At 61.5% G+C, this 21992-nt stretch carries 11 protein-coding genes; 4 read left to right on the top strand and 7 right to left on the bottom strand.

The features are described from left to right. Window positions 1-120: 120 nt before the first annotated feature. Window positions 121-810, top strand: a complete 690-nt coding sequence (gene recO / locus HU765_RS14395) for a DNA repair protein RecO (RefSeq protein WP_186551276.1) — start codon at window positions 121-123, stop codon at window positions 808-810. A gap of 39 nt (window positions 811-849) precedes the next feature. Further along, a complete protein-coding gene (gene pdxJ / locus HU765_RS14390; RefSeq protein WP_064382428.1) occupies window positions 850-1593 on the top strand; it encodes a pyridoxine 5'-phosphate synthase in 744 nt (247 codons plus the stop codon). A 126-nt stretch (window positions 1594-1719) separates the two neighbouring features. On the opposite strand, the gene mltF is transcribed toward pdxJ, so the two are convergent. Next, a complete protein-coding gene (mltF, locus tag HU765_RS14385) occupies window positions 1720-3180 on the bottom strand; it encodes a membrane-bound lytic murein transglycosylase MltF (RefSeq protein ID WP_186621292.1) in 1461 nt (486 codons plus the stop codon). Window positions 3181-3465: 285 nt separating this feature from the next. On the opposite strand from mltF, the gene purL reads away from it, so the two are divergent. Both purL and HU765_RS14375 read left to right on the top strand, forming a co-directional pair. Then, entirely contained in the window at window positions 3466-7362 is a 3897-nt protein-coding gene (gene purL / locus HU765_RS14380) for a phosphoribosylformylglycinamidine synthase (RefSeq protein ID WP_186621290.1), read from the top strand. A gap of 5 nt (window positions 7363-7367) precedes the next feature. Next, complete coding sequence (locus HU765_RS14375; protein ID WP_186621288.1) at window positions 7368-7679, top strand: NGG1p interacting factor NIF3; 312 nt, start codon at window positions 7368-7370, stop codon at window positions 7677-7679. A gap of 103 nt (window positions 7680-7782) precedes the next feature. Here the strand turns inward: HU765_RS14375 and HU765_RS14370 are convergent, their stop codons facing one another. The 6 genes from HU765_RS14370 to nagA all read right to left on the bottom strand — a co-directional run bounded on the left by HU765_RS14370 (window position 7783) and on the right by nagA (window position 21990). Next, window positions 7783-13512 carry a membrane-targeted effector domain-containing toxin gene (locus tag HU765_RS14370; protein ID WP_186621286.1) on the bottom strand — a complete coding sequence of 1910 codons (5730 nt, stop codon included), beginning with the start codon at window positions 13510-13512 and terminating at the stop codon, window positions 7783-7785. Window positions 13513-15089: 1577 nt separating this feature from the next. Beyond that, window positions 15090-15317 carry a hypothetical protein gene (locus HU765_RS14365; protein ID WP_186621284.1) on the bottom strand — a complete coding sequence of 76 codons (228 nt, stop codon included), beginning with the start codon at window positions 15315-15317 and terminating at the stop codon, window positions 15090-15092. Between the two features lie 265 nt (window positions 15318-15582). Continuing rightward, window positions 15583-17298 carry an N-acetylglucosamine-specific PTS transporter subunit IIBC gene (gene nagE, locus HU765_RS14360; protein ID WP_186621282.1) on the bottom strand — a complete coding sequence of 572 codons (1716 nt, stop codon included), beginning with the start codon at window positions 17296-17298 and terminating at the stop codon, window positions 15583-15585. Between the two features lie 34 nt (window positions 17299-17332). Beyond that, complete coding sequence (gene ptsP / locus HU765_RS14355) at window positions 17333-19846, bottom strand: phosphoenolpyruvate--protein phosphotransferase (protein WP_186621280.1); 2514 nt, start codon at window positions 19844-19846, stop codon at window positions 17333-17335. 34 nt (window positions 19847-19880) lie between these two features. Continuing rightward, entirely contained in the window at window positions 19881-20903 is a 1023-nt protein-coding gene (locus tag HU765_RS14350; RefSeq protein ID WP_186621278.1) for an SIS domain-containing protein, read from the bottom strand. Next, window positions 20884-21990: an N-acetylglucosamine-6-phosphate deacetylase gene (gene nagA / locus HU765_RS14345; protein ID WP_186621276.1), complete on the bottom strand. Its 1107-nt coding sequence runs from the start codon at window positions 21988-21990 to the stop codon at window positions 20884-20886. The genes HU765_RS14350 and nagA overlap by 20 nt, the downstream gene beginning before the upstream one ends. Window positions 21991-21992 lie beyond the last annotated feature (2 nt).

Genomic DNA, 21992 nt, shown 5'->3' with positions numbered 1-21992 from the left:
CGCGAAGACGGTGAATCAGTCGATACATTTTTTCGACTGACTCACCGTCTTCGCGAGCAAGCCCGCTCCCACATTTGGTTTATGTTGATCTCAAGAATGCGTTTCTTCATCGAGAACTCAATGTCGCAAAACCCGCCTCCCGCCCAGCCCGCCTACGTCCTGCACTCGCGTGCTTATCGCGAGACCAGCGCGCTGGTCGACTTCCTCACGCCGCAAGGTCGGTTGCGGGCGGTGTTGCGCAGCGCGCGGGGCAAGGCCGGGACGCTGGCGCGGCCATTCGTGGCGCTGGAAGTGGAGTTTCGTGGCAAGGGCGAGCTGAAGAATGTCGGGCGCATGGAGAGTTCCGGTACCTCGGCGTGGCTCAATGGCGAGGCGCTGTTCAGTGGGTTGTATCTGAACGAGCTGTTGATTCGCCTGTTGCCCGCCGAAGATCCACATCCTGCCGTGTTCGATCACTACGCCGCGACGCTGCTGGCCTTGGCTGAAGGTCGCCCGTTGGAGCCGTTATTGCGGTCCTTCGAATGGCGTTTGCTGGACGATCTCGGCTACGGCTTTTCGCTCAATACAGATTTGCACGGCGACCCGATCGCGCCGGACGGTCTCTATCGTCTGCAAGTGGACGCCGGGCTTGAGCAGGTCCATCTGCTGCAGCCGGGCCTGTTCAACGGCACCGAACTGCTGGCCATGGCCGAAGCCGACTGGTCCGCCCCCGGCGCCCTGTCTGCCGCCAAGCGTCTGATGCGTCAGGCGCTGGCCGTTCACCTCGGCGGTCGGCCCCTTGTAAGCCGCGAGCTGTTTCGCAAGCCCTGATATGCTGTGCGCCGAATCTCTCATTTCAGGAGCGCACCCGTGACCACCAGCAATCGCATTCTTCTTGGCGTGAACATCGACCACGTCGCCACCCTGCGTCAGGCCCGTGGCACGCGCTACCCGGACCCGGTCAAGGCGGCGCTGGACGCGGAAGAGGCGGGGGCCGATGGCATCACGGTGCACCTGCGTGAAGATCGCCGACACATCCAGGAACGTGACGTGCTGCTGCTCAAGGATGTCCTGCAAACCCGAATGAATTTCGAAATGGGTGTCACCGAAGAGATGATGGCGTTCGCCGAGCGCATTCGCCCGGCGCACATCTGTCTGGTCCCGGAAACCCGGCAGGAGCTGACCACCGAAGGCGGTCTGGATGTGGCAGGGCAGGAAGAACGCATCAGGGCAGCGGTCGAACGTCTGTCGAAGATTGGCAGCGAAGTCTCGCTGTTCATTGATGCTGATGAACGTCAGATCGCTGCATCGAAGCGCGTCGGTGCGCCGGCCATCGAGCTGCACACTGGGCGCTACGCTGATGCCGAAACTCCGACTGAAGTGGCTGAAGAGCTCAAACGTGTCGCTGACGGTGTCGCGTTTGGCCTGGCGCAGGGGCTGATCGTCAATGCCGGGCATGGTCTGCATTACCACAACGTCGAGGCGGTGGCGGCGATCAAGGGCATCAACGAGTTGAACATCGGCCATGCGCTGGTGGCGCATGCGCTGTTCGTCGGGTTCAAATCCGCCGTATCGGAAATGAAAGCGTTGATCCTGGCTGCCGCCAAGCACTAAGCAACAACACAAACCCCTTGTAGGAGTGAGCCTGCTCGCGATAGCGGTGTGTCAGCCAGCATCAAATTGACTGACACACCGCTATCGCGAGCAGGCTCACTCCTACAATTCGATTTGTGGTGTTGGTTAGAGCGGGGCAGGTTCCTGGGCCGGTTTTGACTTGTCGATCCCCGGCACGTGCAGATTGCCCTCAGCGACCTGATCACCTTCAAGCTGCGGCTGAGTCACCCAGGTCAGGATGTCGTAGTAGCGACGGATGTTCGCCACGAAGTGCACCGGCTCGCCGCCGCGGGCGTAGCCATAGCGGGTCTTGCTGTACCACTGCTTCTGCGACAGGCGCGGCAGGATTTTCTTCACGTCCAGCCACTTGTCCGGGTTCAGACCTTCCTTGGCGGTCAATTTGCGCGCGTCATCCAGGTGACCGCTGCCGACGTTGTACGCGGCCAGGGCAAACCAGGTGCGATCCGGTTCCTTGATCGAATCGTCGAGCTGATCCTTCATATAGGCCAAGTACTTGGCGCCGCCCATGATGCTCTGTTTCGGATCGAGGCGATTGGACACGCCCATGGCCTGCGCGGTGTTCTGGGTCAGCATCATCAGGCCGCGTACGCCGGTTTTTGAGGTCACCGTCGGTTGCCACAGCGATTCCTGATAACCGATGGCGGCGAGCAGGCGCCAGTCGACTTTTTCCTTCTTGGCGTAGTTCTTGAAGTGCTGTTCGTATTTTGGCAGGCGCTGCTGCAAATGCTGGGCGAAAGTGGTGGCGCCCATGTAGCCCAGCACATCAACGTGGCCGTAATAACGGTCTTTCAAGCGTTGCAGGGTGCCGTTCTTCTGTACTTTGTCCAGATACGCGTTGATTTCGTTGAGCAGGCTGTTGTCTTCGCCCGGGCCGACCGCCCAGCTCTGGCTGCGCGCATCGCCAAGGTCGAAGGCGACGCGGATGTTGGTGAAGTACACCTGATTCATTGCCACTTCGTTGGAATCGACCAGGGTCAGGTCGATCTGGCCTTCATCGACCATGCGCAACAGGTCGACCACCTCGACGGCGTCAGATTCTTCGTATTCGATGCCGGGAAATTTCTGTTTCAGCTCAGCCAGCTGTTCGGCGTGGGTGCTGCCCTTGAGCACGGTGATCTTCTTGCCGACCAGGTCCGCCGGATCGGTCGGCCGCGACTGGCCGTTGCGATAGATGATCTGCGGGGTGACTTCGAGGTACGAGTGGGAAAACCGCACCTGCTTTTTGCGTTCGTCGCTGCTGACCAGGCCGGCCGCGGCGAGGACCGGGCCATTCGGTTTGCCGACCTGGTTGAACAGGTCGTCGAGGTTGTCGGCGGTCTCGATCTTCAGTTCGACGCCCAAATCGTCGGCGAAGCGCTTCACCAGCTCGTATTCGAAGCCGGTTTCGCCGCTGCGATCCTGAAAGTAGGTGGCGGGGCTGTTTCGGGTAATCACCCGCAGCACACCGTCCTCCTTTACGCGCTCGAGCGTGTTGGGTTTATCAACACAGCCACCGAGCATCAGGAAGAGTCCGGTTGCGATCAGCCATTTGGCGTACCGCGGACGCAAAGCCGTTGGGAAAAACATCTGCGCAGTATACGCAAACGGCCACGGGCGCCATATCTCGACAGCACTGTATGAGTCTGCTAAGGGTCACAAAATCGACCGAAACCCCATGAAAACGGGCCTTGAGGGCATTTTGTTACAGTAAAAATAAGCAGCGCTCAAATGGACGATTTACCTGACTTTGGGGGCAGAAACACACAATGCGGTCAGAGTGCAACCGTGCGTAGCGTTTCGGGTGATGTTGAAGGCGGTTTAGGCTAGAATGCACGGCCTCAAAGCACACCCCTTCCCGAGGCTGTCCCGAAGATGTTGATCCTGCGCGGCGCTCCTGCCCTTTCTGCCTTTCGCCACAGCAAACTCCTTGAGCAACTGAGCCAGAAGGTTCCAGCTGTCAGTGGCCTGTATGCTGAATTCGCTCACTTCGCCGAAGTCACCGGCGTCCTGACCGGCGACGAACAGCAGGTGCTTGCGCGCCTTCTGAAGTACGGCCCAAGTGTTCCGGTTCAAGAGCCGACCGGTCGTCTGTTTCTGGTGTTGCCGCGTTTCGGCACCATCTCGCCGTGGTCGAGCAAGGCCAGCGACATCGCCCGCAACTGCGGCCTGAGCAAGATCCAGCGCCTGGAGCGCGGTATTGCCTTCTACGTCGCCGGCCAGTTCAGCGAAGCCGAAGCCCAAGTGATTTCGGACGCCCTGCATGACCGCATGACCCAGATCGTGCTGGCCAGTCTCGAGCAGGCCGCCGGTCTGTTCAGTCACGCCGAACCGAAACCGCTGACGGCCATCGACATTCTTGGTGGCGGTCGCGCTGCGCTGGAAAAGGCCAACACCGAACTGGGCCTGGCCCTGGCCGAAGACGAGATCGATTATCTGGTCAACGCCTTCAATGGTTTGAAGCGCAACCCGCACGACATCGAACTGATGATGTTCGCCCAGGCCAACTCCGAGCACTGCCGCCACAAGATTTTCAACGCCAGTTGGGACATCGACGGCCAGAGCCAGGAAAAAAGCCTGTTCGGCATGATCAAGAACACCTATCAGATGCACAGCGAAGGCGTTCTGTCGGCGTACAAGGACAACGCCTCGGTGATCGTCGGCAACGTCGCCGGCCGTTTCTTCCCGAATCCTGAAACCCGCCAGTACGGCGCGGTGCAGGAGCCGGTGCACATTCTGATGAAGGTCGAGACTCACAACCACCCGACCGCGATCGCCCCGTTCCCGGGCGCATCCACCGGTTCCGGTGGCGAGATCCGTGACGAAGGCGCAACCGGTCGCGGCGCCAAGCCGAAGGCCGGCCTGACCGGTTTCACCGTATCCAACCTGCAGATCCCGGGCTTCGAACAGCCGTGGGAAGTGCCGTACGGCAAGCCTGAACGCATCGTTACCGCGCTGGACATCATGATCGAAGGGCCGCTCGGCGGCGCTGCGTTCAACAACGAATTCGGTCGTCCGGCGCTGACGGGCTACTTCCGTACCTTCGAGCAGTCGATCAGCACCCCGCACGGCGATGAAGTTCGCGGTTATCACAAGCCGATCATGCTCGCTGGCGGCATGGGCAATATCCGCGAAGAACACGTCAAGAAAGGCGAGATCGTCGTCGGCTCCAAGCTGATCGTCCTCGGCGGCCCGGCGATGTTGATCGGTCTGGGCGGCGGCGCCGCTTCCTCGATGGCCACCGGCACCAGCTCGGCGGATCTGGACTTCGCTTCCGTGCAGCGCGAAAACCCTGAAATGGAGCGTCGCTGCCAGGAAGTCATCGACCGTTGCTGGCAACTGGGTGACAAGAACCCGATCAGCTTCATCCACGACGTCGGCGCGGGCGGTCTGTCCAACGCCTTCCCGGAACTGGTCAACGACGGCGACCGCGGTGGCCGCTTCGAACTGCGCAACATTCCCAACGACGAGCCGGGCATGGCCCCGCACGAAATCTGGTCCAACGAATCCCAGGAACGTTACGTTCTGGCGGTTGGCCCGGAAGATTTCGAGCGCTTCCAGGCGATCTGCGAACGCGAGCGTTGCCCGTTTGCCGTCGTCGGCGAAGCCACCGCCGAACCGCAGCTGACCGTGACCGACAGCCACTTCGGCAACAACCCTGTGGACATGCCGCTCGAAGTGTTGCTGGGCAAGGCGCCGCGCATGCACCGTTCGGTGGTCCGCGAAGCCGAACTGGGCGATGATTTCGATCCGTCGAACCTCGATATCACCGAGTCCATCGAACGCGTTCTGCATCACCCGGCCGTGGCGAGCAAAAGCTTCCTGATCACCATCGGCGACCGCACCATCACCGGCCTTGTGGCCCGTGATCAAATGGTCGGCCCATGGCAGGTGCCGGTGGCCGACGTTGCCGTCACCGCCACCAGTTTTGACGTCTACACCGGTGAAGCGATGGCGATGGGCGAGCGTACTCCGCTGGCTCTGCTGGACGCTCCGGCGTCGGGCCGCATGGCCATCGGCGAAACCATCACCAACATTGCCGCCTCGCGCATCAACAAACTCTCCGACATCAAACTGTCGGCGAACTGGATGTCGGCGGCCGGCCACCCGGGCGAAGACGCGCGTCTGTACGACACCGTCAAAGCCGTCGGCATGGAACTGTGCCCGGAGCTGGGCATCACCATTCCGGTGGGCAAGGACTCGATGTCCATGGCCACGCGCTGGAACGACAACGGCGAAGAAAAAACCGTGACGTCGCCGATGTCGCTGATCGTGACCGGTTTCGCGCCAGTGGCTGACATCCGTCAGACCCTGACCCCGGAACTGCGTATGGACAAGGGCACCACCGACCTGATCCTGATTGACCTCGGTCGCGGGCAGAACCGCATGGGCGCCTCGATCCTTGCACAAGTGCACGGCAAACTCGGCCAGCACGCGCCGGACGTCGATGACGCCGAAGACCTGAAAGCCTTCTTCGCGGTGATCCAGGGCCTCAACGCCGACGGTCATCTGCTGGCGTACCACGACCGTTCCGACGGTGGTCTGCTGACCTCCGTAGTGGAAATGGCTTTCGCCGGCCACTGCGGTCTGAGCCTGAACCTGGACAGCGTTGCCGAATCCGCCTCGGAAATCGCCGCGATCCTGTTCAACGAAGAACTCGGCGCAGTGATCCAGGTTCGTCAGGACGCTACCCCGGACATCCTCGCGCAGTTCAGCGCCGCTGGCCTGGGCGACTGCGTGTCGGTGATCGGCCAGCCGATCAACAATGGCCAGATCAACATCACCTTCAACGGTGACACTGTGTTCGAAGGCCAGCGCCGTCTGTTGCAGCGTCAGTGGGCCGAGACCAGCTACCAGATCCAGCGTCTGCGCGACAACGCCGAATGCGCCGAACAAGAGTTCGACGTGCTGCTGGAAGAAGACAACCCGGGCCTGAGCGTCAAGCTCAGCTACGACGTCAACCAGGACATCGCTGCGCCTTACATCAAGAAAGGCATTCGCCCGCAAGTGGCCGTGCTGCGCGAGCAGGGCGTCAACGGTCAGGTGGAAATGGCTGCCGCGTTCGACCGCGCCGGGTTCAGCGCGATCGACGTGCACATGAGCGATATCCTCGCTGGGCGTGTCGACCTCAATGAGTTCAAAGGTCTGGTGGCGTGCGGCGGTTTCTCCTACGGCGACGTGCTCGGCGCCGGTGAAGGCTGGGCCAAATCGGCGCTGTTCAACAGCCGCGCCCGCGATGCGTTCCAGGGTTTCTTCGAACGTAACGACAGCTTCACCCTCGGCGTGTGCAACGGTTGCCAGATGATGTCCAACCTGCACGAGCTGATCCCGGGCAGCGAGTTCTGGCCGCACTTCGTGCGCAACCGCTCCGAGCAGTTCGAAGCGCGCGTGGCAATGGTGCAGGTCCAGGAGTCGAACTCGATCTTCCTGCAGGGCATGGCCGGTTCGCGCATGCCGATCGCCATCGCCCACGGTGAAGGCCATGCCGAGTTCTCCAGCGAGGAAGCGTTGCTGGAAGCCGATCTGTCCGGTTGCGTGGCGATGCGTTTTGTCGACAACCATGGCAAGGTCACCGAAGCCTACCCGGCCAACCCGAACGGCTCGCCGCGCGGAATTACCGGCCTCACCAGCCGCGACGGCCGCGTGACGATCATGATGCCGCACCCGGAGCGGGTTTTCCGCGCCGTGCAGAACTCGTGGCGCTCGGAAGAGTGGAACGAAGACGCACCGTGGATGCGCATGTTCCGCAACGCTCGCGTGTGGGTGAACTAAGCGTCGTGTACAAACTCGCTTTTTTTGTTCCCGACAGTCATGTCGAAGTGGTCAAAGACGCTGTGTTCGCTGCCGGTGGCGGGCGAATTGGCGACTATGACCATTGCGCCTGGCAAGTGCTCGGGTCTGGTCAGTTTCGGCCTCTGGACGGCAGTCAGTCGTTCATTGGCGAGGCGGGGCAGGTTGAGCGGGTTGAGGAGTGGAAGGTCGAGCTGGTGGTGGCAGACGAGCTGATTGTTGCTGTTGTGGCAGCGTTGAAGCTTAGTCATCCCTACGAAACACCGGCTTATGAGGTGTGGCAGTTGGCAGATTTCTGACCGCTGCTGCTGAAACAGAAAACCCGCTGAAAGTGATTTCAGCGGGTTTTTTGTTGCCTGCGATGGGCTACCAACCGCGGCAGCCCGGCGCAAGATCGTCGACTCAGGTCACCGGCCTGAGATTGAACTCGCTCCGTAGCATCATGATGAGCTCTTCGAGGGTTTTGAAACGGTCCAGCGCTCTATCCCGGTAATCAATGAAAAACAGGCCTTTGTCGTCCACCTGGATCGGCGTCTCGACGGTTTCACCGGTGCGAGATCGATGAACGAGGCGGGTTTCCCGAGTATTCGGGCGCTCGATGATGAATTGCCCTTGCTCGGTCAAGCGTTCGCGTTGTACAGCTGCGGGGGCTGGGTCGAGCCGCTTGCCGGGGATGCCGACCTCCATTTTGAAATCACTGCGTATTGCGCGAGTGGCAGTGGGCATGCTTTCGGTGGCGACCTCCCAGTAACCGCGCTGAAGGCGTTGAGCGAGCGCGGGCGTCGTGTCGTGCACGTGCAGGCTGACGGCACCGAGCATATCCGCCAGGCCCGGTACCCCCAGGTTGTAACCAGTGTGGGCGCTGCCGACGAAGGCGATCCACTTGTGCGGCCCGTTGGCCAGTTGGTCGGCTTCGATCACTCTGGAGGCAAAATAGCTGAACATGCGGTTGCGCTGTACGCGCGGGTCGGAGAGCGCCTTCATGTGATAGCTGGCGACGCAATCAAGCGCTCTGATGCGATAGCCATATTTGGCCGCTTTTTCAATGACGCTGGTGTAATTGTCTGTCGTGCCTTTGTAGAACCGCATGTGCCCTTCGTCCTGACTGCTCAGGTATCGGCGCAAATGGGCGGACATGGTCTTGCCGGCACAGAAATCGTCCAGGTCAGCTTGATGCAAATCGGTCTGCAAATGTTCCACATACAGCGTTTTGTAGCGGCCTTTGTGTTTTTCCAGCTGCTTGATCAGCAGCGCCTTGCTCGATTGCGCCGAATGGGCTTCGCCGAGCACCAGGCCGGCAAAGTCACCGTCGGCAACTTGCTTGAATAACGAATCCGCTGTGGCGTCCGTAGTGAGCGTCGGCAGTGTCGCTCGAGCGGGTGGGGTGTAATGGGTGAAATGACTCTCTGCCTTCTCGAGCAGTTTTGTGCGCATGTCGATAAACGCTTCGGCCGCGTCGGACTTGGCTTTTACGACGTGCCCGTACCGCGGGTCCAGTCCGCGTGGCTGGTAATGCATTTCATGCAGCTGTTCGTGGTGCACCGATGCAATGTCGAACTCATCGAAATGCCCAGTACCGGAGCCGGAGGCAGCGACGGTTTTTGCCGGCGTCCTCGGCGCTTTGTACGCGGTGGGCAGCGTCATGTGGTAATCGCCTTTGGCCGCTGCGTCGCCGGTGATCGCGCCGGTGGTATCGACCTTGATCCTCGCCGGTTGACCCAGAGCGACATCCTCGATGCGCAAGGCGATGGCGTCATGCAGGTCAGCGAGGCCTGGCGTGGTGTTGTGGGTCACCATTCGCGAATCATCGGCCAGGACGATCCAGCGCTCGTCCGGAGTATCGGCGATGTCGGCGGCAATGGCCTTGTGCGAATAGAAGTTGCGGATGTTATTGCCTCGTGGCGTCAGCGGCGAAGCATCTTCAAGTTTCAACACATCGTCCAGCTGGTAGGAGGTGGAGGCATCCAGTGCCTTGATCTTCAGACCCTTTTTGCGCGCCTCGCGCACAAGCGCCACGAAAGAAAACGGGGCTTTGGGCGGGTACCCCAATGCGCGGTCGATGGCCTTCAAATGTTCTTTGATGTGCTGCCAGGTGCCTCCCTTATTCAGTTTTTCCAGCTTGAGATGAAAGACATCGTCCGGCAGGTATTCCAGATAAAGGCGCTTGAAGCCTCTTTCGATCAGCGCGTCAATGTTCGTGATCAGCGCTTGCTTGCTGGCAATGGAGCCGGGGCGGGCACCGATCACCAGGCTCTTGCCGCTGAAGGCTTCGCTGGCGATCAGTTGTGCAAAGGTCGTGTCGGCAGAGACAGCAGGAACCGGGGCCCGGGCCGACAGTGGCGCCAGCGTGTCCCAATGCCGGGTGGCGGCGGCGGTCAGTTTTTCGGCCTGTAGCAGGTGGGCCTTGCGCGTCTCATGAAGATCCATCACCGCGGCGCCGACAATCGTGTCGGGGTGGCTCCTAAAGTCCTTGCTGCGAGCGATGACCTCCTTGCGCGTTTCTGGATTCATGGCGCTTTCAAGGCGATCGCGGTATTGCGGCGGTATGCCGAATTCCTTGTGCAGCCCAGGCGTGTCCGAAACGGCTTCATACTTCGGCGCGCCGCCAGCCACACCGCTGCGCACCATGACCCCGTCGGCATTGGGCGATACCAGCATGCCGGTCGAGCGCAGTGTGCCGGTGTCAGGGTCGAGGCGATGCAACAGAAAGCGGCCGAGTGAGTCCGGATCTGTCGCAGCCCAAAAGGTCTGTCCACGGAAGACCACCGGTTGTATGTCCGTCGGCAGCGTGGAAACCGCTTCCAGCGGTTCGATCAGCTTCAATGCCTCTTCGGGGGTGGCTGCGGCGGCCCGCAGGCGTGGCAAGCGCACCACCTGTTTGAGCGAACGCAGCGCCGGGCGCAGGTCGGTCAGCAGCGCGCCGGCAGTGTTGAACAGGTAACCAAGCAAATGCTGCAGCGCCATGGCGTTGTCACCCTGTCGGTAGGCGTGCAGGGCGAGCATGGCGTCTTTGAAGGCCAGCAACACGCCGGTGGTCAGGCTCAGCAGCGGAAAGGGCGCGGTGGCAATCGCCGTGACCCATTCGACGCAGGTCCAGATCAGCCCGCCGATCATCTGCGCACGACTGGTGGTGGTAGCGTGAACATCGTCGATCTTGCGCTGCAATTTCATGTCGTAAAGGGCGTAGCGCATGTCACTGACCGGCGCGACCGAGCGGGTCGAGTCGTAACGCGCAGGGCTGGGAGTGGTTCTGTTCAGCGTGTCAGGCAAGCCTTTGCGAGCGCTGTCGAGGAACGTGCGAACCCGGCTTTGCGCTTGCACCCCAACCCGTCCTGCGAGGTATCCGCCGAATCCAGGCTGCTCTTTGAGCAGGTAATTGAACAGCCTGGCTTCACGGAAACTGACCCCGTCCGGTGCTTGCGGGGTGTAGAGCAGAACCGGGTTCTTGTCGTGGCTGAACAGCCAGGTGTCGATGACCCATTCGCCGTCGATCATCAGGCGATGCAGGGCGTAGCGAGTGCGTGTCGCTGGCGTCGTATCGCCCAGGCTGTCGATACTCTGTTCGAGCCATTGCAGGTCCGCACTGGCGATGTGTCCTTGCAGCTGGCATTCAAGAGCGGCGCGCTTCATCTGGCGCAGGGTAATCGCCAGCGTGGTGTTGCGTCGCAATCCGTAGCCCACGCTTGCAGCGCTTTGCAGCTCGGCCTTGACCTTGTCGGTATAACGTTGGCCGATCCAAACGCCGGTGACCGAGCGCGCGACGTTTTGCGGGGTCAGTGCACTCACATCAATCCCCGGCGGGCCGGTGAAACGCGCCGACTGCGAAATTTTCGGATCGATCAGGCCGAAATCATCTGGATAGCCGTCACGAAACAACCGTGTGTAGGTCAGCGGCGCCGGTGTCTGTGACGGCACGACCGAGGTCTGAGCGTGTACCCGCACGCTATCCGGATCGACGTCGTTGGCGGGACGATTCAGCAGACGGTTGAGGCTGATTTTCGCCTGTTCGTGGACATAGGCGTCAAAGCCTTGAAAACCGCTGCCCGAAGAAGGGTGCTTATCGAATGCACGAAGGACACACTCGGCCTCTTCGGTCAGCGTGGTGAGCTTTTTGCGGTTGCTGGCCGAGGTCGAGCGGTACCACAGCGGGGTGCCAAAGTCATAGTCGTCAACCCGCGTAGCCAGCAAGTGCCGGGTCATAGCCCTGAGGCAATCGCGGTGAGTGCCGATATTGATGAATTTGACTTCCTTGTGTTCCATCGCCTCAGGCTTGAAGCCCAGCGCCGCGAGAATTTTCTGCATGTTCTGGCGAAAACGCAGCGGCGTGCGGTTGACCAGATAGGCTTTCATGCTGTCGGCGGCGTCATTGTGAGCGGCCCACCCGAGCAGATGGGTCTGACACTCCAGCTCGCTGGCAAACGCCTGAAACTGCTGCTCCCGCGGGGCTTGCGGAGTACACAGCAGTACGCGCTTGAGGGCGCCGGAGGCATCGCTCTGGCGCAGGACCCAGAGGTCCTGGAGTTGCGCACCGTGCAGCGACAAAAGCGCGGCTTGCAGGTGTGACGCATTGCCGGCGCGCAAGTCCTGAATCAATTGCCAGTCACTTGCGAGCAAATGGCCTTGCAGCCACGCCGTGTAGGCCAGCGCGACAATGCGCTGATCGAACATATGCTCGATGGCCTGGCTGACGGCGGGCAACGCGTGCAGTTGTTTTTGCACGTTGGAAAAATCGATTCGCGGTTGCAGGGTCAGCGCTTGCTCGATCAGCCACGCCGGCGTCACGTCTGCGTACTCCTCAGGCAGCGGCGCGTTGTTGTAGGTGAGTGTGGTCTTGAGCAGAAAGTCCGAACCCGCCGACTCATCCCCCGTATGCGGGCCGAGCAGGGCCAGATCGGTCAGGCTGCGTTGGTGCTCATACACGCCGTACCCGGCGAGATGGCGACGGGTATTGATCTGTAAGTGGTCGGGATCAAGGTCGTCGATCTCCAGGTCATCGCTGAGCAGCTCCAGCCATTGGTAGCGTGCCAGCGTCGGTGGACTGGTCGCCGCCCCCATCAGTTGCAACAGATCGTGACGCGCCTGGCTGTAGTTGTGCAGATGCTGCGCCAGTTCGGTTCGGTGGGGTTCGCTGGCGCTGCGATACCAATTCGGTGCGCTGTAATAAAGGTGGCGTTCAAACAAGGTTTGCGCGCGTAGTTCGAGGCGCGGCGTGAGGTCCGGCAGTACGTCGGCGATGGCCCGGTCGAGCGCTGCGCACAGCCGGGCGGCGTCATGTTGCGGGTTGTCGATCAGGCTCAAGGCGCGTTCGACATCCTGCGTGCGTTTATCGATCAACGCATCATAGGTATGTTCGAACAGTGGCTCACTGTCGATCAACGACAGCTGCAGCGGCCAGATTCCGGCGACGCCCACTCCATGGAAACGCGAGGGCAGCATGTGCATGAATTCGTCTTCGGCACCGGCATGCTTCACACACTTGAGCAGGTGAGCATCAAGGTCGGCCAGAGAGTCGAAGAACTCAATACCTCTGGCCGGGGTGAACAACACCGCATACCCGACGCTCTGGTCGGACAGCAAGTCGCTGACCCTGGGGTGATCCTTTTCGGTGATGACAAAGGCTCCGGCCAGTTCGACGGTGTTTTCCTGATAGCTGAACTGTAAGGCGTACATGGCCGGACGCAGCATCGGCGCCAGCGCGGTTTTTTCCAGGAGCGCGCCGACTTGCGGGTGCAGCAGCCGATCCTTGACGGCCTGGCGGGCCTCCTGTTCCAGAGCGGTAAACCCGGCCTCGTAGATCAGGTAGGTTTTCGCCGGCTTGCCCTCGATGCGCTCGTTCAGGTCCAGGTTGATCAGTTGCGTGTTGAGGCGGATTTTCAGTGTCGCGAGCAGCTTCTTGCCTTCTTCGCTGTGCAGGTCGCTGTTGGCCAGTTTCTGGTACAGCGGACGGCTACGTTGCAGGTAGCGTTCGCGGTAGTCCTTGAGCTGCTCGTCGAGGCGCTTGAGGTAGCGCTGTTCGGCGGTCGGCGGTTGTTCTTCGAGCAGTGGGGTGTCGATCCTGAACAGGTTTTGTCCGATCTGGTTGAGGTCGCTTTTGGTTTCTGCCGGTGAGGGTGGGCTGTTGGGTGTGCTCATGGACACGGTCTCCAGGCTGGTGGGAAGAGCCTTCAGCATGGCGAGGGGGGTGGCGGCTTTGGTGGTAGATATGTATTGCGGGGGATCGCTGGTTTTCGCGTAGTGCCCTTCACTGGGGTGGGAGCGAGCCTGCTCGCGAAGGCGGCCTGACAGTTGGCCTGGCCTGGCTCTGGCCTGGCCTGGCCTGGCTCTGGCGGGTTGGGGGAATATCCGTTTTTTTCGGTGCTGCGGCTGGCGGTTCCGCCCTTACGGCGGGTGACTTTGGGGGCCCAAAGTAACCAAAGGCCTTTTGCCCTGACGTGCGGCCCCTCGCTGTGGCTCGGGGTGCCTTCGCTGCGGGATCGATCCGGGCGCAGCGTTTCCGGTTTGCTTCGCTGCACCTCCTCTCGCTGTGTACGACTTCGTCGTACGGTCGCTGCGCTCCCACGCCCGGATCAATCCCTGCGCTCAGCCTTCCGACGGGCGCCGTGCATCAAGATCAAGAGCGTTACTCGAGCTAACGCTCATCGTGTGTAGGAGCTCGAGTGCAACGAGGCTGCGAGCTTTTGCTTTTCTATGGGAGCTGGCTTGCCAGCGAAGGGGCCTGACAGCCGGCCATTTTCTGCCTGATGTATTCAAACTCTGTGGGAGCGAGCCTGCTCGCGAAGGCGGCCTGACAGCCGGCCTGGTTCTGGCGGATGGGGGGATATCCGTTTTTTGGGTGATGGCGGCTTAGGGTTCCGCCCTGACGGCGGGTCACTTTGGGGGCCCAAAGTAACCAAAGGCCTTTTGCCCTGACGTACGGCCCCTCGCCGTGGCTCGTGGTGCCTTCGCTGCGGGATCGATCCGGGCGCAGCGTTTCCGGTTTGCTTCGCTGCACCTCCTTCCGCTGTGTACGACTTCGTCGTACGGTCGCTGCGCTCCCACCCCCGGATCAATCCCTCCGCTCAGCCTTCCGACGGGCGCCGTGCATCAAGATCAAGAGCCTTACTCGAGCTAACGCTCATCGTGTTGAGTGGTCAGAAGCCAGAGCGGCTTGCTTTTGCTTTTCTGTGGGAGCTGGCTTGCCAGCGAAGGCGGCCTGCCAGCCGACCCATATCCTCCTGACCCACCACAATCCCACTGTAGGAGTGAGCCTGCTCGCGATGACGGCCAACCAGCCACCTCATATCCATCAGATTCACCCAATCCCAACTGTGGGAGCTGGCTTGCCAGCGAAGGGGTCTGGCAGCCGGCCATTCTCTGCCTGAGGTATGCAAAACCTGTGGGAGCGAGCCGGCTGGCGAAGGCGGCCTGACAGTTGCCATTATCTAGCTGGGTGCACTCAGTTCAACTGTGGAAGCTGGTCTGTTGGCGATGGCACCGTTCAAATCAACCGGCCGCTTTTGTTTTGCCTCAAATCGTGGGCCTCGGCAAATTACCGTGGCCATGCACTCGGCCGTTGCGTTGGTCGGTGTGCAGCGCAGTACGGCGTTGAATTATTCAGCAGATCGTCATGCACGAGGAACTCGCCGTAAACCGAGCGCAATCGGGTTGATCCAAGCACCTGACACAAGTAAATACCGGCATCAGCCGGTATTTACATCATGCAAGCGAACTTAATTGCGTTGATTTCCTTGGCTAGCCAAGTATTCCTCGAAACTTAAACCCTGGTCCCTATTCGAGTTGAAGTGGTCCCAAACAAACTCTCTGAGCTCTTTGGAACATCCTTGAGTATTTTGGGTGAACTCGAGAAGCGAAACCTTGCCGTCACCGTTGGCATCAAGCTCCTCGTATTTCCGTTTAAGATAAACTAGATATTGCTCGTCACTCATCTTCTCTGGCATGTCGCAGACCTCCTTCATTGAATGCAGGAATATCCAGGCAACAGCATAAAAAACGGCCTGATTCTTTCAACCTAATAGCCCCATAAAACCCGGTCAACTGTCAGACCTGACAGTTGACAGATGCAAACGTTAAGAGGTGACCCCCATCTCCTGTAGGAGCTGTCGAGTGCAACGAGGCTGCGAGCTTTTGATCCTGCTGGCCAGGCCGGACAATCCGAAATCAACAGATCGCAGTCTCCGACAGCTTCGCCTCTGACGTAGCGACTCAGACCTTGGCGCTGACCTTGCTGCGATCAACCAGACTTCCAATCATCCCGCTCAAACCCGCCGCCTTCTCGCCCACCAGCAAATGCCACACCCCACCGTCCAGCGGGCTGACACCCTGACAGCCCAGCGCCTTCAACTGCGCCTCGGACAGCGCCTTGCCATCGGCCAGTTGCAAGCGGATCCGTGTCATTGCAATGCAATCAAGTTGCAGCACGTTGTCGCCACCGCCCAACGCGTCGAGCCATTGCTGTGCTTCGGCGCTGGTGACTGCAATTGCCTTCGGCTCATCGGCCACCGCCACGGGTTCACGCACCAACGCACGGCCGAGCGCTGGCATGGCCAGGCGTATTTCGTCGGCGATGCTGTCGGCCAGCGGCCCGACCACCACTTGCAGGCTGCCACCTTTGCCCGGACGCACCACGGCCATCGCGCCCAACGCTTTGAGGTCGGCATCCGACGCCTTGTTGCGATCCACCATTTCCAGCCGCAACCGCGTGGTGCAGGCGCCCACGGTCAGCAGGTTCTCGGCGCCGCCCAGGGCCTTGATGTACGCGCTGGCACGTTCGTTTTCAGAAAGCACGGCCTTCTCGGCTGTCGCGACATCCTCACGCCCCGGCGTCTTCAGATTGAAGCGGCGAATACAGAAGTCAAAAACGCAGTAATAGATCACGGCGTAGGCGATGCCCACCGGGACCACCAGCCAACCGTTGGTGGACTTGCCCCAGCCCAGAATCATGTCGATGAAGCCGCCGGAGAAGGTGAAGCCCAGGTGAATGTTCAGGCCGTTGGTGATCGCCATCGACAGACCGGTCAGCAGCGCATGCAGCAGATACAGCAGCGGCGCGAGGAACATGAAGGCGAATTCGATCGGTTCGGTCACGCCGGTGAGAAACGAGGTCAATGCCATCGACAGGAATATCCCGCCCATGACTTTGCGGCGCTCCGGCAGGGCGTTGCGGTACATCGCCAGGCAAGCGGCAGGCAGGCCGAAGATCATCATCGGGAACATGCCGGTCATGAACTGGCCGCCCTTCGGGTCGCCGGCGAAGTAACGCGAAAGGTCGCCGGTCACCAGCGCGCCGGTGGTCGGGTCGGTGAAGTTGCCGAAGACGAACCACGCCATGTTGTTGAGGATGTGGTGCAGGCCGGTAACGATCAGCAGTCGGTTGAACACACCGAAGACGAAGGCGCCGATGCTGCCGCTTTCCATCATCAGCGTGCCGAAGGCATTGATACCGTGCTGGATCGGTGGCCAGATGTAGCCGAACACCACGCCCAGGCCGACCGCTGCAAACCCGGTGACGATTGGCACGAAACGCCGTCCGCCGAAAAACGCCAGGTACTCCGGTAGCTTGATGTCTTTGAAGCGGTTGTACAGCGCGCCGGCCATCAGCCCGCTGACGATGCCGGCAAGCATGCCCATGTTGATGGTCGAGTCGAGCACTTTGAGGGTGGAGATCATCACCAGATAACCGATCACCCCGGCCAGGCCAGCCGTGCCGTTGTTGTCCTTGGCGAACCCGACGGCGATACCGATGGCAAAGATCATCGCCAGGTTGGCGAAGATCACCTGGCCGGCGTCGTGGATGATCGCGATGTTCAGCAGGTCGGTGTCGCCCAGGCGCAGCAGCAGACCGGCAATCGGCAGGATCGCGATCGGCAGCATCAGCGCGCGACCCAGGCGTTGCAGGCCTTCGATGAAGAGTTGGTACATGGTGGTTCTCCTGCTCTTTGGACAGAGCTTGTTGTTAGGGCAACGGCCAATGCTGATGGCAGGCGTGACGCACAGCGGCGGCGCTGGAGAGCTTGAGCAGGTCGCGGCTCAGGCGCTGACATTCGGCTTCGTGCAGTTGACGCACGCGGTCCTTGATTTCACCGATCTGCACCGGGCTCACCGACAGTTCGCTGACGCCCAGACCGATCAGCACCGGCGTTGCCAACGGATCAGAGGCGAGGGCGCCACACACACCGACCCAGCGCTTATGCACCGCCGCGCCCTCACAGGTCATGGCGATCAGGCGCAACAGCGCCGGGTGCAAGGCATCGACGCGGGCGGCCAGACCGGCGTGATCGCGGTCCATGGCCAGGGCGTACTGCGACAGGTCGTTGGTGCCGATCGAGAGAAAGTCAGCGTGTTCGGCCAGTTGTTCGGCTTGCAGCGCGGCGGCGGGGACTTCGATCATCACGCCGATCTCGGGGCGTTGCGTGATGCCCATTTCCAGGCACAACTGATCGACGCGCTGGCGAATGTGCAGCAGTTCGTCGACTTCAGTGACCATCGGCAACAGGATCCGGCAACGCGCCAACGGCCTGACTTGCAGCAGCGCGCGCAACTGCTGGTCGAGGATTTCCGGGCGGGCCTGGGCCAGACGAATGCCGCGCAGACCGAGCACCGGGTTGGCCTCGGCGGGCAGCGGCAGGTAGTCGAGTTGTTTGTCGCCGCCGACGTCGATGGTGCGGATGATTACCGAGTGCTCGCCCATCGCGTCCAATACGGCTTGATAGGCCGCACGCTGTTCTTCGACATCTGGCGCAGTCTGGCGATCAACGAACAGAAATTCGGTGCGCAGCAGCCCGACGCCATCGGCGCCGTTGGCAAAGGCATCTGCCGCTTCGCTGCTTGAGGCGACATTGGCGACTACTTCGATGTGCACGCCATTGCGAGTTTCGGCGGGCAGATGGGCTTTGGCTTGTTGGCTTTCGCGGCGCCGCTGGCGCTCGGTTTGCGCTTGCTGCACTTCGGCCAGGCGTTCGGCGTTCGGCGCCAGTTCGAGACGACCACGGTCAGCGTCGAGCACCACTGCCTGGCCTTGCGGCTGATCAAGCAACTCTGCACCCAAGGCAACCAGACACGGCAGACCTTTGCCACGCGCCAGAATCGCTACGTGCGAGGTCGCGCCGCCCTCGGCCATGCACAATCCGGCGACACCTTGGGCGCTGAGTTGCAGCAGATCCGATGGCGTCAGTTCGAGGGCGGCGACGATGGCGCCGGCCGGTACTTCGTATTGCCAGGCCTCGCCGAGCAGGGCGCGGAGCACGCGTTGCTTGAGATCACGCAAGTCGTTGGCGCGCTCGGCCAACAGCGCGCTGCCGGTGCCTTGGAGCATGTCGCACTGGGCGTCGATCGACTGACTCCAGGCGTGGGTCGCCGCCGTGCCTTGCGCGATGAACTGCTGCGCGGCGTCGAGCAGGGCCGGGTCTTCAAGCAGCGCCATGTGCGCGGCGAAGATGGCTTCTTCGTCGGCGTTCTTGTGCTTTTTCGCCTGGGCAAGGGTGGCGGCGATTTCGCTGCGCACCGCGTTCAATGCCGCTTCGAAAATCTGTTGCTGTTGCGCTGGATCGTGATTGCCCGCATCTGTCGGCAAGGTCATTGCGTTCAAACGAAACAACGGCCCGGCGACCAGCCCCGGCGCCGCGCAGACGCCGTGCAACACGCCAGCCTCGACCGGGCGTTTCAGCGGCGCAGTACTGACCGGTGCTTGCGCGTGATGATCGTCCGGCAACGCCGTCGCCAATGCGCTGAGCAAAGCTTGCAGCGCGGCATCGGCCTCCGGCCCCTGACAACTGACCTGCACTTCATCCTGCTCGCCAATGGCCAGCCCCATCAAACCGATCAGGCTGTTGCACGGCGCCGATTTGCCGTTGAAGTGCAGCTCTGACTGGCTATTGAAGCCCTGCGCGGTTTGCCGGATCAGCGCAGCAGGCCGCGCATGCAGACCGCCACGATGAGCCACCCGTACCTGGCCGCTAGCCTCAGGCCCACCGGCTGCTTCAGTGTTCGCCGCCACCGTGTTGCGCGCGATGACGTGCAGCAACGGTTCGCCGACCTTCACCGCTTTGAGCGTAATCGGCCGCACCTGAAAATCCGCGCTGTTGGTAAGAATCAACAGGCTGACCAGGCTTTTGCAATGCTGGCCAACCTTGTCGAGGTCATAGCGCAACAACGGCTGACCGAGGCTGACGCGATCGCTCTCCTTGACCAGCATGGCGAAACCTTCGCCGTTCAGTTCAACGGTGTCGAGGCCCAGGTGCAGGAGGATTTCCGCGCCATTGTCGGCACGCACGGTTACCGCGTGGCTGCTGCGCGCGACGTGAATGACCACGCCGGCGCAGGGCGAATACAGCGTGTCGTTGAGCGGGTCGATGGCGATGCCGTCGCCCATAGCGCCACTGGCGAACACCGCGTCCGGGACGTTGGCGAGCGTCAGCACGGGGCCGCTGAGCGGGGCGCTGAGGGTCAGCTCTTTATTGTTATCGGGCATGGCTGGATCTCATCAGGTGTGCAGTCAGTCGGACTTAATGCGTGCGGGTCACTTTGCTCAAATGGCGCGGTTGATCCGGGTCCATGCCACGGGCCACGGCCAGGCCGGCGGCCATCACGTAAAAACTCTGGATCGCCAGGATCGGGTCGAGGGCCGGGTGTTCGGCGCGGGACAAGGTCAAGTCGCGTTCGCTGACGTCGTCCGGCGCAGCCAGCAATACCCGGGCGCCGCGTTGACGCATCTCTGCGGCCAGACTCAACAGGCCGGCCTGCTCGGCACCGCGTGGCGCGAACACCAGCAGCGGATAGTGTTCGTCGATCAGCGCCATCGGGCCGTGACGGACCTCGGCGCTGCTGAAGGCTTCGGCCTGGATGGCCGAGGTTTCCTTGAATTTCAATGCCGCTTCCTGAGCGATGGCAAAACCGGCGCCACGGCCGATGACCATCAAACGCTCGCAGTCGCGCAGGGCTTCGATGGCCACGCTCCAGTCCTGTTTGGCCGCTTCACGCAGGCCTTCGGGCAGCGCATCGTGGGCTTGCAGCAACTCGCGGTCTTCTTTCCAGTGCGCGATCAAACGGGCGCTGGCGCTGAGGGTGGCGATAAAACTCTTGGTCGCGGCGACACTGCTTTCAGTCCCGGCGAGCAACGGCAGGCTGAATTCGCAAGCGGCTTCCAGTGGCGAGTCGGCGGCGTTGACCATCGACACACTGAGGGCGCCACGCTTGCGCAACAGACGCAGGCTGTTGACCAGGTCGGGGCTCTGTCCCGACTGCGAGAAAGCGAAGGCGACCTGACCGCTGACCTTCAACGGCGCTTGCTGCATGGTCACCACCGACATCGGTAACGAGGCCACCGGCACTCCCACGTGCTGCATGGTCAGGTAAGCGAAGTAGCTGGCGGCGTGGTCGGAACTGCCCCGGGCGACGGTCATCGCCACTTGCGGCGGCTGGCGGCGCAGGCGCCCGGCGATCTCGATCATCGGCGCGTCGAGCTGTTGCAACTGGGCTTGCACGGCCTCGAACGAGGACAGCGCCTCCTCAAGCATTTTTGAAGTCAATGTCTTCTCCTTCGACCATCACGGCGGTCAGTGTCAGTGTGCGATCGAGCCGCACGCAGTCGGCCCAGGCGCCCGGTGCAAGGCGCCCGCGTTCGTTGAGGCCGAGGTAGTCGGCGGGAAATTGCGACAGGCGCTGCGAGGCTTCGTTGATCGGCAGACCGATCTTCACCAGATTGCGCAGGGCCTGATCCATGGTCAGGGTGCTGCCGGCCAGCGTGCCGTCGGGCAGGCGCACGCCGCCCAGACATTTGGTCACGGTGTGGCTGCCGAGCTTGTATTCGCCATCGGGCATGCCGGCGGCAGCGGTCGAATCGGTGACGCAATACAGGCATGGAATCGAACGCAGGGCCACGCGAATGGCGCCCGGATGCACGTGCAGCAGATCGGGAATCAGTTCGGCGAAAGTAGCGTGGGCCAGCGCCGCGCCGACGATGCCCGGCTCACGGTGATGCAGTGGGCTCATGGCGTTGTACAGGTGAGTGAAACTGGTCGCGCCGGCTGCCAGCGCGGCGACGCCTTCCTCGTAACTGCCGAGGGTGTGGCCGATCTGCATACGGATGCCGCGACTGCTCAGTTCACGGATCAACGCATCGTGGCCGGCAATTTCCGGGGCGATGGTAATTACCCGGATCGGCGCCAGCGCCAGATACGCTTCGACTTCGGCCATCAATGCGGTGTGGGCGAAATTCGGTTGCGCGCCGAGTTTTCCAGGATTGATGTAGGGGCCTTCGAGGTGTACGCCGAGGACTCGCGCGGTGCCTTTTGGGCGTCGTTTGCAGAATTCTCCTACCTCTTTCAGGACGCTGGAAATCTCGGCACTCGGCGCGGTCATGGTGGTGGCCAGCAGCGACGTGGTGCCGAAACGCACATGGGTTCGGGTGATGGTCTCGAAGGCGCTGGCGCCTTCCATGATGTCTTTGCCGCCACCGCCGTGAACGTGCAGGTCGATGAAGCCCGGCAGCAGATAGGGCAGATCGTTATCGGCCGGATCGCACGGCACGCCTTCGATCGATACGACTCTGCCGTGTTCGTGGATCAGCCGGCCGCGAACCCAGCCGCTGGCGGTGAGGATGTTGTCTTCGGACATTT

It is taken from the genome of Pseudomonas sp. SWRI81 (assembly GCF_014268545.1).
GTDB classification, from domain to species: Bacteria; Pseudomonadota; Gammaproteobacteria; order Pseudomonadales; family Pseudomonadaceae; genus Aquipseudomonas; species Aquipseudomonas hamedanensis.
This window is presented reverse-complemented; position numbering and strand designations above follow the sequence as displayed.